Source organism: Nostoc sp. 106C (assembly GCF_002154725.1).
Lineage (GTDB): Bacteria > Cyanobacteriota > Cyanobacteriia > Cyanobacteriales > Nostocaceae > Aulosira.
Window position 1 is genome coordinate 18,556 of sequence record NZ_MTAW01000145.1, and the last position, 12,338, is coordinate 30,893.

General features: G+C 41.2%; 7 protein-coding genes. 6 read left to right on the forward strand and 1 reads right to left on the reverse strand.

Going from position 1 to position 12,338, the window contains the following annotated elements; translation table 11 throughout:
- Positions 1–26 precede the first annotated feature (26 nt).
- The 4 genes from tkt to BV375_RS22225 all read left to right on the forward strand — a co-directional run bounded on the left by tkt (position 27) and on the right by BV375_RS22225 (position 6,256).
- Complete coding sequence (gene tkt / locus BV375_RS22210; protein ID WP_086764293.1) at positions 27–2,039, forward strand: transketolase; 2,013 nt, start codon at positions 27–29, stop codon at positions 2,037–2,039.
- Between the two features lie 124 nt (positions 2,040–2,163).
- A complete protein-coding gene (locus tag BV375_RS22215) occupies positions 2,164–2,439 on the forward strand; it encodes a hypothetical protein (RefSeq protein ID WP_086764294.1) in 276 nt (91 codons plus the stop codon).
- Positions 2,440–2,598: 159 nt separating this feature from the next.
- Positions 2,599–3,600 carry an ATP-binding protein gene (locus tag BV375_RS22220; RefSeq protein ID WP_086764296.1) on the forward strand — a complete coding sequence of 334 codons (1,002 nt, stop codon included), beginning with the start codon at positions 2,599–2,601 and terminating at the stop codon, positions 3,598–3,600.
- 193 nt (positions 3,601–3,793) lie between these two features.
- Positions 3,794–6,256, forward strand: coding sequence for a S8 family peptidase (locus BV375_RS22225; RefSeq protein WP_208099166.1), 2,463 nt, complete (start codon positions 3,794–3,796; stop codon positions 6,254–6,256).
- Positions 6,257–6,480: 224 nt separating this feature from the next.
- Here BV375_RS22225 and BV375_RS22230 read toward each other — a convergent pair whose 3' ends face one another.
- On the reverse strand, positions 6,481–8,550 hold the full coding sequence (locus BV375_RS22230; protein WP_208099167.1) for an AarF/ABC1/UbiB kinase family protein: 2,070 nt from the start codon (positions 8,548–8,550) through the stop codon (positions 6,481–6,483).
- Between the two features lie 550 nt (positions 8,551–9,100).
- On the opposite strand from BV375_RS22230, the gene recN reads away from it, so the two are divergent.
- Complete coding sequence (recN, locus tag BV375_RS22235; RefSeq protein ID WP_086764299.1) at positions 9,101–10,846, forward strand: DNA repair protein RecN; 1,746 nt, start codon at positions 9,101–9,103, stop codon at positions 10,844–10,846.
- 128 nt (positions 10,847–10,974) lie between these two features.
- Positions 10,975–12,318: an NACHT domain-containing protein gene (locus BV375_RS22240; protein WP_086764301.1), complete on the forward strand. Its 1,344-nt coding sequence runs from the start codon at positions 10,975–10,977 to the stop codon at positions 12,316–12,318.
- The last annotated feature ends 20 nt before the right edge of the window (positions 12,319–12,338 follow it).

Here is a 12,338-nt window from a genome sequence, read left to right on the forward strand (position 1 = left end):
TAACCCGTCGTTAAAAACAAGAGATTATGGCTGTTGCAACCCAATCCCTCGAAGAACTTTCTATTAACTCGATTCGCTTTTTGGCTGTTGATGCCGTAGAAAAAGCAAAATCGGGACACCCAGGGCTGCCGATGGGCGCTGCTCCTATGGCTTTTGTCGTTTGGGATCGCTTTATGCGGTTTAACCCCAAAAATCCCAAGTGGTTTAACCGCGATCGCTTTATCCTATCTGCCGGTCATGGCTCAATGTTGCAGTATGCCCTGCTCTACCTCTATGGTTACGACAGCGTCACCATTGAGGACATCAAGCAATTCCGTCAGTGGGAATCCAAAACCCCCGGACACCCCGAAAACTTCATGACTGCTGGTGTAGAAGTTACTACCGGTCCACTGGGTCAAGGTATTGCCAATGGAGTTGGTTTCGCAATCGCAGAAGCTCACCTCGCTGCTAAGTTCAACAAACCCGATGCCAAAATTGTCGACCATTACACCTATGTAATTTTAGGTGATGGTTGCAACATGGAAGGTGTTTCTGGTGAAGCTTGTTCTTTCGCAGGGCATTTGGGATTAGGCAAACTCATCGCTCTGTACGACGACAACCACATCTCCATTGATGGTTCTACAGATGTAGCATTCACCGAAGATGTTTCTAAGCGATTTGAAGCATACGGTTGGCACGTCCAACACGTTGAAGATGGTAATACCGATTTGGATGCGATCGCCAAAGCAATTGAAGCAGCCAAAGCTGTCACCGATAAGCCTTCCTTCATCAAAGTTACAACTACCATCGGTTACGGTTCCCCCAACAAAGCCAACACCGCTGGTGTTCACGGTGCAGCCTTGGGTACAGATGAAGTCGCATTAACTCGGAAAAATTTGGGTTGGGAATATGAACCTTTCGTAGTTCCTCAAGACGCACTCAACCACACCCGCAAAGCAGTTGAGCGTGGCGCTGGCTACGAATCCGACTGGAACAAAGCTTATGCTGAGTACAAAGCTAAGTATCCCCAAGAAGCAGCTGAATTTGAACGTTACATCAGCGGCAAATTGCCTGATGGTTGGGATAAGGTACTACCCACCTACACCCCCGAAGACAAAGGACTGCCCACCCGCAAACACTCAGAAACTTGTCTCAACAAACTGGCAGCAGTTTTACCAGAGTTAATCGGTGGTTCCGCTGACTTAACCCACTCCAACTTGACCGAAATCAAGGGTAAGGGCGACTTCCAAAAAGGACAATACCAAAATCCCAACATCCACTATGGAGTACGGGAACATGGTATGGGTGCAATTGTGAATGGTATAGCGTTGCACGGTTCCGGCTTAATTCCCTACGGCGCTACCTTCCTCATCTTCACAGATTATATGCGGGCACCGATCCGCTTATCTGCTTTGTCCCAAGCCGGTGGCATTTGGGTAATGACTCACGACTCCATTGGACAAGGTGAAGACGGACCAACCCACCAACCCATAGAAACACTGGCTTCCCTGCGTGCTATTCCTAACCTCACAGTTATTCGCCCCGCAGACGGAACAGAAACTTCCGGTGCATACAAAGTAGCAATTGAAAGAGCAAAGGCAAATGCTCCTACTTTGTTGGCGTTCACCCGTCAAAATGTCCCCAATTTGGCAGGTACATCAATTGAAGGTGTAACCAAGGGTGGATACATAGTAGTGGATAGCGACGGTACACCAGATATTATCCTCATTGGTACTGGTTCAGAATTGAGCCTCGCCGTTACCGCTGCTGAAAAACTCACAGCCGAAGGTAAGAAAGTTCGTGTGGTTTCCTTACCTTCTTGGGATTTATTTGAAGCACAAGGTACAGCTTACAAAGAATCTGTCCTACCAAAAGCTGTCACCAAGCGTTTAGCTGTAGAAGCTGGTTCTAGTTTCGGCTGGCACAAGTATATCGGAACCGAAGGCGATATTGTCAGCATCGATCGCTTTGGTGCTTCCGCCCCAGGCAACGTTTGTTTAGAGAAGTTTGGCTTTAGTGTTGATAATGTATTAGCTAAAGCGAAAGCATTGTTGGGTTAATAATAACAGCATATTCTCTTAATTTTCTTGTGGGGTGGGCATCTTGCCCGCCTTTTTTTTACGCAGAGGAACGTGGAGCAGAGAAATTATAATTGGGGTAATTAGTAAAAAATGAGAGAAAATTATGCAGGAAGTTTCTGGAGACAAAGAAGTTCTTTTGGAGAGAATCTCAAAAATTGTAGAACATTTGATGCAAAAAGATACTAGCTATCACTATTATTTAGATAAAAATAAAGCTATTAAAATGATATTTAAATACTATTCTGAAAAAGTTTCTATAGAGGAACTAAAGGCTATATCTGATTTTGAATTAACAGGATGGGTTGAGGGACATATGATGACTCTTCTATTGATTGAAGGAGAAGATGATATAGACTTGAAAGCAACGCCTTATGGTTAAATATGCTAAATTCCTGAGAAGAAAAATGCTTTATGGTTTATATAATTTAATATAATGATTGGGGACAAGGCGATCGCGTTATAATTTGCGATGCACTATATTTATGTAGTACAATAGTACCAAATTGGTAAAAAATTACTATTTATACTGAGAGGCAGTATGAAAGCAGAGCTTCTCAAAAGATTTTTTAGAGCGATCGCTAGTTCAGATCAAAAAGCGATTGATAAGCTTACATATCTAGTGATTGAGGAAGAACGGAGTAAGGGACACTCTCTCTTAGCTGACCAGTTAGAAAATATTACTAAAAAGAGCCAGAAAGATAAGTCTACCAACTCAATCAAACCTCCTTCTTCAGTACCGGAAAACTTACAGGCTTTAACTGAATTACCAACTAGTAAACGATTTAATCTTCCCTTGGTAACTATTATACCAAGGGAGAAATTACGCCATCACATGGTGTTGCCTGAAAATATTGAGAAGCGTTTTCGTCGGATTGAACGCGAATATGCAGCCAGAGATAGGTTGGCTCATCATGGACTACGTTACAGACAAAAAATTCTTCTTTATGGTCCTCCTGGCTGTGGAAAGACACTGGGAGCAGAACGTTTAGCTTGGAATACAGGTTTACCACTTCTGAAAGTGCGGTTTGATGCAATGGTGTCGTCTTTTTTAGGCGAAACTGCAAGCAATTTGAGACTTGTTTTTGAGGATGCATCAAAAAATCCATGTTTATTATTTCTTGATGAATGTGACTCAATTGCTAAATCACGTGAAGACTCTCAGGAAGTAGGAGAAATTAAGCGAGTAGTAAATACATTTTTGCAAATCTTGGATGAATATCAACCGTCTTCGGGGCTTTTGGTAGCAGCAACAAATCTGAATAAATCTTTAGATACTGCTCTTTGGAGAAGATTTGATGACTTAATTGCAGTACCCAAACCAGGAGAACAAGAGCTAGAATTTATACTAAAGGAAACACTATCTGCAATTGAAATTGGATCTATCAACTGGTCAAGGATAATTGAGCAGATGAAAGGTTTTTCTGCGGCTCAAGCTGTGAGAGTTGCTCAAGATGCAGCTAAACGAGCAATCCTGGAGCGAGAGGAGCTAGTGATTCAAGAACACTTAGAAGAAGCGATCGCAGAAATTAAAGTTTCCTAATATTAAATTTTGCTGTCTGGATAAGTAAATGGTTGAAAGTTCTCAGGTTTTTCCACATATCCGCCTTAGGCTGACAACAGAAGGAAGTGCTGCATCGCCACCGGGAGGAGGAGGAAAAAAGAATCCCATAACACTCGTTAATCTGAGTAATCGCCAAGGACATGGAGGTAAACTCAAAAGTTCGGTAGACTCTTTGATATTTGATTGGCAAGTAACTCAAGAAGAAAGAGAGCAAGAAGGTAAGCCGTCACTTAAATCTCGACGGATTATCTTACAGATTGACCCTGGTTCTTTTAATCCAGATGGTTTAAAAGCATATGGCATTGAATTGATTGCTGAGACAGAAGATGGATATATTATCGGTGCATCAGCAGATTTAGAACTTAGTGAGCTACAAGAAAAGATAAAAAAATTTATTAATGAAAAGCATGGTGGAAATACAGTAGCCCAAATATGGGAGATAATAGATGGACAAAAAAAGCCAGAATTAATTCTTTCTCCAAATTTATACACTGAATTGTATGAGAACTGGATACCTATAAAAGAAGAACAAATATATACTGTTGATGTAGGTGTAGCTTGTGTAGGTACTGAAATAAAACTACCTAATTATCCCAAACGGCAACCTAATGATACTAATGATAGTTTTGTAAAAAAGGTTAATGATTGGATTCAAAAACGTGAGTTAACAGAGGAAGAGTGGGAAGAAATATCTTGGGAAAGGCAAGATGAATTTGAGGAGCTTATTAAATTTTATAAAGGTAATATTATCAAAGGTTTTCAAGATGAAGGGGGTGAGCTTGGCACAGTTCGTTTACCTGATAGTTTCTCTTGTCGAATTCAAATTACAGGAAAAGGCTTAAAAGATTTAGTTGAAAATTTTCCTTACATTTTTGAAATTAGTGAGCCAGATCAGTTTTTTGAAATGCTTAATCAGGAAAAATTACCTGTTTATAGCACTCCGATTTTTAAACTGGAACCACCAGAGTCTAATGCTCCCAAAGTATGCGTGATAGACAGCGGAATTCAAGAAATGCATTCTTTGCTAAAGGTAGCAATTGATTCACAAAACTCAACTTGTTGGGTTCCTGGCGAAACTGGTAGAACTCCTGATTATGTAAAAAATGGTGGACATGGAACAAGGGTAGCTGGTGCATTACTTTATCCACGAAAAATACCTCTTAGTGGTAAAGAAAAAGCTATTTGCTGGATACAAAATGCTAGAGTGCTTGATGCCGATTGCTACCTACCTGTTCAAGTATTTCCACCTCAGTTATTGGAAGATATCATAGAGTTTTATTATGATTTAACATCAACCAGAATTTTTAATCACTCTATAACTGGTCAAGCGCCATGTCTTACTCGATATATGAGTGCATGGGCATCAACTATTGATAATTTAACATGGCAAAAAGATATCCTTGTCATTGTAGCAGCAGGTAATTTACCTAGAGTTCCCCATTCTAAAAAACCTGTTACAAGATTGTCTATTAGAGAACATTATTCTGCAAATAGGCTATACCCGGATTATCTGCTAGAAGATTCATGTAGAATAGCTAACCCTGCACAGAGTTTTCAAGCTTTAACAGTTGGTTCTATTGCTTCAAATTCTTATAATTCACCACCATATTCTTCGATTGCACAAAAGGATCAACCTTCAGCTTTTTCATGTTCTGGGTTAGGAATTTGGAATACTATTAAGCCAGAAGTAGTTGAGTATGGTGGAGATTTAGTGAAAGATGAAGGTACACCACCAAATATTACTTCCTCTAAAGATGTTTGTCCCGAATTAGTCCGGTCAACTTTGTATGGTGGCCCGGCCGTTGCTGCTGACAATATTGGGACATCATTTGCAGCACCAAAAGTAAGTCATATTGCTGCACGTCTAGCTGCTGAGTTACCAAGTGAAAGTTGCCTTCTATACCGTGCATTAATAGTACAATCAGCAAGATGGCCAGAATGGGCAATGGCAGATCATGTAAATAAATTGCACGTTCTTCGTCAAATTGGTTACGGACTTCCCAATGTTGATCGAGCGTTGGGTAATTCTCCCAATCGAATCACTTTGATGACAACAGGAGAACGCCGTATTGTAGCTAAACAAGCTCATGTTTATCAAGTCAAACTTCCAGAACAATTACGTTCTCAAGGGGAATCGCTGGAGATTCTCTTAGAAGTTACTTTGTCATATAAAGCACAACCGCGTCGAACCCGCAGAAATCGCCGAAAATATCTTTCAACTTGGCTGGACTGGGACTGTAGTAAGAAAGGTGAAGATCCAGAGAGGTTTCTAGAAAGAATTTTAAAAGAGTATGATGCTCCAGAAGATGCTGAAAAGGGGGATAAAGGTTTCCAATGGACTCTTGGTAAAAGATCAAAAAACCACGGGAAAATTGAGGGTGTTTCTAGAAGTGCAGGAACCCTTCAGAAAGATTGGACAGTTGTAAATTCATTTGAACTTACAGAAGCATTTTCTATTGCAGTTGTTGGACATGAAGGTTGGAATAACGATCCAGAAGCTAACGTTCCATACTCTCTAGTTGTGAGCTTTGAAGCTATACAAGCTGATATTCCAATTTATACGCCTTTTGTTGAAGCTCAAGTTGAACTAGAAATTCAGCCATTGGTAGAAATTCAATCAACTGTAGGTAGCTGAGGCGTTCGCACTCCACACACGAAACTAATACCAATTTGAAAAATGATTCCTACATATGTATGTTGGGTTGAGTAACGAAACCAAGGCCAGCAAAAAAGCTAGATTTTGTTGAGTTGAATGCAGTAAAACCCAACCTAAACATCTAAAATCTATACCCAAAATAAAAACCCTTACCTCTATCAAAAAAGATTGAAGGCAAGGGTTTTGAGACAAAAGAATTAGACTTACACTCTTGCAGGTAAAGATAACCTTGCAGGTTGGTCTAACTTCCGACCTTGAATATTATTAGCATCTTCCGCCGCTAACAAATCCCGAATTAATTTAGCTATGGCTTTTTGCAGCAAGCGGCTAGTAATTTGCTGACCTAAAAGCTGTACTCCTGGATTTATTATTAATTGAGCAAGTTGGGGAGCAAGCTGCACTGGATCAAAGCCACGGGTATCTCGAAGAATATTCAAGATACGTTTGATATGCTCTAAGGTTTGTTGTTGTTCAATTGTCGCTGCGGGAGTTTCGTTAATAGCTGTTATTCCTACCTGTTCGCGCAGTAGATAAGTGAAGTTATGCAAGACATTTTTACCTAAAGCATTGATTCCATTAATAAATTCATCTACCAATTTGTCGCGAATGAAACTACCGCGTTCGGAAGCGAGAAAGTCTACTCCTTGATTTACTACCAAATTTAAGTCGTAGTCTTCATTACCCCGAGCATTTCGTAATAAGTTCTCCAAGCGATTCCAACGGAATTTACCTTCTTTAAAGAGTAAATCTTGTAGCGATGCTCTGAGTGCTGGTGCTGGATCTGTTAACAGGCGTTTCGCTACGTAAGGATAAGCTTCGCTAAGGACTTTAAAGTTGGGATCTATATATATAGCAATCCCTTCCAAAGTTACCAGAGAACGAATAATTAAAGCGTAGTAGGGAGGTACGCGGAAAGGATACTCATACATCAAAGCCGATAGTTCATCGGTGATGCTTTTAATGTTCAACTCTGCAACGCTAGCACCTTGGGCTTCAGCAAAGACTTTGGCAAAGGCGGGAATAATTGGTGTTAAATCGGTTTCTGGTGATAAGAAATCTAGCTTAACGTAGTCTTTAGCTAAACCTTCAAAGTCACGGTTAACGACGTGGACGATCGCCTCTATTAAACCATAACGCTGAGGTGGCTTAATCTCGCTCATCATCCCAAAGTCAAGATAAGCTAATTTGCCATCCAAGGTTGCTAATAAATTACCTGGGTGAGGGTCAGCGTGGAAAAATCCATGTTCTAGCAACTGACGCAGCGAACACTGGACACCCACTTCGATTAAATAACGGGCATCTATGCCTTTGGCTTTAATTTCTGCGGCTTGGGTTAATTTAATACCGTTAATCCACTCCATCGTCAACACGCGACGATTGGTGTATTCCCAGTAAATTTTCGGTACGTATACATCTTTCATATGACCATATAACTGGAAAAAACGCTCGGCATTTTCTCCTTCGTGTATATAGTCCATCTCTTCAAAAATGCGATCGCCTAATTCATCAAGAATACCGACTAAATCGCTGCGTACCCGTTTAAAGGTTTTCTTTGCCCACCCTGCTAGGCGACGTAATATATATAAGTCAATGGTAATCCCTTCTCTTAAGTCGGGACGCTGAACTTTTACTGCTACTTCCTCACCAGTTTTCAGCTTACCTTTGTAAACTTGCCCCAAAGAAGCAGCTGCAATTGGTTCTGGTGAAAGTTCACTATAAATTTCCTCTGGCGGTGCGCCTAGTTCTTCTTCAATAAACTGGTAAGCAATTTCGTTGGGAAAAGGTGGTAACTGGTCTTGTAACTTGGTAAGTTCTTCCAAAAATGCGGGAGGAACCAAATCAGGTCTTGTAGATAAAGCCTGTCCAATTTTGATATACGCAGGCCCCAGTCGCGTTAATAATTCTCTAAGTTGAGCAGCTCGGCGGCGGTCATTTTTTACCACAATTCCCCGTTTGCTATCCCACCATAACCCCAAAGCAAAGGAGAGAGTTGGCCCCAAGACAGCAAAAATTCGCCCTAAAACCTGTAGGGGTCTTTGTTGATAATGCGCCGAAATCTCTACCGGATCGTAACGCGTCATCTCATATTGAACCTGTGTCGTCAAGGCTCTCTGTTGTTGGGCTGCTATCAGTCTTGGCGATCTAACAACCAAGCCTTGTGTACCATCTTCTGGCACTACTTCAGCAATATGTATGTCGTCACGGCGGTTGTTGCTACCGCCATTGTCCTCCTCGATCGGTCGGGAAGTTGGGGGAAGTGTTTTCACAATCATGAAGAATGCCACCGGTCGAATTGATTATGTTAAGCATTGTAACAATATGTTTAGCATCAAGCACCCCGATTTAGTTAGAGGAAGTGGTTTTCTGTAAAGGAGATCGGGATTTATCTGTTCCAGTTTCCTCTGACTTCAGAAATTGGATTGTAATAATAGCAAACCACTATATTTGCTTGCATCTCTCATATTGAGAAAAAAATTGTTGTTTAACTCCAAACTAAAAAGGCAATCACAGCAGTTTTCAGTTGAGCGAAACAGCAGAAGTGAAACGCCAAAAGACCTTTATTATCAGTTTGTGTACTATTTTCAATGGTATCTTTATTTTTGCCACGCTTGTACTAGAAGTCTGTACGGTAGTTACTACCAAGCCAGCAGCCCTGTCCACATCTATAAGACTTGTTGACTTCCGCGTACCTGTACTGAGTTTGCTAAACTTAAATGGGCTTGCTACTTCTATAATAGTGGCTCATGCTGGTTGCTAAACGCTCATGCCTAGTCCTAAAAGTTGTAACTATTCGGCATCTGCCCTCATGGAGAATTTGGCTTGATGTTGCTTTGCCTGCGAATTGAAAACTTTGCCCTAATTGACCAACTAGAACTGGAATTTGGCGCTGGACTGAACGTATTAACAGGTGAAACCGGCGCGGGAAAATCGATTATTCTGGATGCTATTGATGCTGCCCTCGGAGGTAAGGTATCTAGTCGCGTCATTCGCACTGGAACTAGCCGAGCGATGGTAGAAGCTACTTTTAAATCTAACGCTACTTTAGCGGCTTGGTTGAACGAACAAGAAATTGATTCCATAGATGAAAACTCTGTAATCATCAGTCGAGAAATTGCTGCCACGGCTAGTAATATCCGGAGTAGATCGCGGGTGAATGGTGTGTTGGTGAATCGGCAGATGATGGGGGGATTTCGCGATCGCTTGGTGGAAATTACTGCCCAAGGCCAAACTGTACAAGTGGGACAATCCGCCCAAGTCCGTGATTGGTTGGATTTGCATGGTGGCGATTCTTTAATGCAGCAACGTCAAGCGATCGCGACTGTATTTGCTGTGTATCAACAAGCACGCCTAGCATTAGAAAAACGCCGGACATCAGAACGGGAACGTTTACAACAACTAGATTTACTCACCTATCAAGTGCAGGAATTGGGTGCGGTAAATCTTAGCGATGCCAACGAATTAGAGCAGTTATTACAAGAACGGGAACGCCTGAATCATGTAGTAGATTTGCAACAGATGAGCTACAAGGTCTATCAGGCTTTGTATCAAAACGATAACGAAGCCCCAGCCGCCGCAGATTTATTGGGAGACAGCGAAGCCACATTAAATGACATGGTGGAGTATGATGCCCAACTGCAACCGCTATTAGATTTGGTGCGGGATGCCCAAGCGACATTAATGGAAGTGGGTAGGCAAATTAATGCTTATGGCGAAGATTTAGAAGCCGATCCTCAGCGTTTAGAGGAAGTAGAAGAGCGAATTCGGGAATTAAAGCAGATTTGTCGCAAATATGGCCCGACACTCCAAGAAGCGATCGCCTACTATCAAAAAATCCAAGGTGAATTAGCCGAACTCAACGACAGCGAACAATCTATCGAAAGTTTAGAACAGCAAGAACAAGCAAGTTTGGCAAAACTTACCCAAGCTTGTCATAAGTTAACGCAGTTGCGTTGTACAGCAGCTAACGATTTAGAATCGCGATTGATTGCTGAACTTAAACCCCTAGCGATGGAAAAGGTGCAATTTAAAGTAGAGATTGTACCTACTTCTCCAACTGCTACAGGTGCGGACAAAATTACATTTATGTTTAGTCCTAACCCCGGAGAACCACTCCAACCTTTAACAGAAATTGCTTCCGGTGGGGAAATGAGCCGCTTTTTACTAGCGCTGAAAGCTTGTGTTTCCCAAGCCGATGCAGCAGGGACAATGGTATTTGATGAAATTGATGTGGGTGTGTCGGGAAGAGTCGCCCAAGCGATCGCGGAAAAATTACACCAGCTAAGCCAACGTTCACAAGTATTATGTGTTACGCACCAACCTTTAGTAGCTGCTATGGCAGACCGCCATTTCCGGGTGGATAAGCAAATTATCAATCAAAGTAAAGGTAATAAAGCTAACAACGGTAGCGGCGAGCAACGTACCGTAGTGCGCGTCACCGCTTTGGATAATTTAACAACTCGCCGGGATGAACTAGCGCAGTTGGCTGGGGGGAAATCAGCTACAGACGCGATCGCTTTTGCAGAATCTCTGTTATTGCAAGCTGCTAATCATCGGCGCGGCGAGCAGTAATTTGATTTATTGGAATCATAAAGCAAATTGGAAGAGTTGACGAGATTTTATCAAGAATAACAAGAAGTAACCATAAAATAAAAATTTATAGGAATTAAATTGGTTATTTATTCTTGAAAGTACTGGCTATGAATATAAAATCCAATCAAAATAATCCATTTTATTTTGGCGGTGCTGTTTCCCCAGATAAGTTTATGGGACGCAGATCTGATATTAATGCCGCATTTGATGTAATTTACAATCGGATGTATTTAGCAATTCAAGGCAGTAGTGGGATGGGTAAATCGTCATTGCTACGATATATTGCTGCGCCAGAAACTTGGAAAACGAAAAATCTTGATACATCTCAAGTATTTATTATTTTTTTCAATTGTTCGGAAATTTTACCTTCTTTCACCGCTATTGGCTTTTGGGAAAAGGTATTGAGTTCCTTAAAAAAACAAGTTGAAGATAACGAAGCATTGCAGCTTGCGATTGAGCAAATATTGGCGCAAGGAACCTACAGCGTTAATGAGTTACGCTATATGTTAGCTGAAATTGGTAAAGCAAATAAATTCCTACTGCTGTTACTAGATAATTTTGATGTTGCTCTGTATCCCAATGCTATCTATACCGAAGACGACATGCGCTCATTTTTGAGCAATCTTCGGAATCTAGCCAGTCATGGTCAAGAAAAAGATTATCTGTGTGTGATTCTAACTTCCTTAAAGCGTCTATCAGAAATGGGGCCAGAAATCACACCAGGTACATCCCCTTGGAATAATCACTATACTTATCGTTACCTCAAGCCTCTTAAACAGCAAGAAGTATCAAATTGGCTGCAAAATGTGTCAGCGCAATATTCTCTTCCTTGGTTAATAGATTTGCAAGCAGGAATACAGGAAATTTCTGGAGGTAATCCAGCACTGCTACAAAGCGCTGGTTTTTTGCTCTATAGAGCTTGGCGAGATGGAGATATTGCAACAGTAGTGGACTTTGCTAGAGAATTTGAGAAAGTAAATCGGCAATACTTTAGTATCGCTTGGAAATTATCAACTGATGACGAAAAAAGTATACTGAAATTTCTTGCTCTGTCTCGCTTGGAAGGTCGTCTAAATCACAAACGTAAGTACACTCTAGATGGAGTCGATATTATTCTCAGCCAAAAGGACAGACAGTTACGCGAATTAGAAGAGCGAGGTATTATCCGTTGTTATCTAGATATAGATGACAGTGAACAAGGAGATTATGTGTTTACCTCATCGATTATGGAATGGTGGGTGATCAAAGAACTAGAAAATAGTCAAAATCAGCCAGATTTAGCAGAGCGTGAGCTAGTTTTTCTTAATCTTAGTAGTAAGCAGATTGAGCAGATGAAATCTATTATGAAGCAGGTATGGCAGTATAAAGATACGATTCAATCTGTGGCTGGATGGATGGGAAAACTGGGAGGTGCTTTTGTGAAAGGAGTTATTGGGCAAAGTCCAGCGTAAACTAGTCAGAAACCAACAGG

Excerpts from the sequence above, each read along its gene's own strand:
- tkt (WP_086764293.1), top strand. The coding sequence starts at position 27 with ATGGCTGTTGCAACCCAATCCCTCGAAGAACTTTCTATTAACTCGATT.
- recN (WP_086764299.1), top strand. The coding sequence starts at position 9,101 with ATGTTGCTTTGCCTGCGAATTGAAAACTTTGCCCTAATTGACCAACTA.
- BV375_RS22215 (WP_086764294.1), top strand. The coding sequence starts at position 2,164 with ATGCAGGAAGTTTCTGGAGACAAAGAAGTTCTTTTGGAGAGAATCTCA.
- BV375_RS22220 (WP_086764296.1), top strand. The coding sequence starts at position 2,599 with ATGAAAGCAGAGCTTCTCAAAAGATTTTTTAGAGCGATCGCTAGTTCA.
- BV375_RS22230 (WP_208099167.1), bottom strand. The coding sequence starts at position 8,550 with ATGATTGTGAAAACACTTCCCCCAACTTCCCGACCGATCGAGGAGGAC.
- BV375_RS22240 (WP_086764301.1), top strand. The coding sequence starts at position 10,975 with ATGAATATAAAATCCAATCAAAATAATCCATTTTATTTTGGCGGTGCT.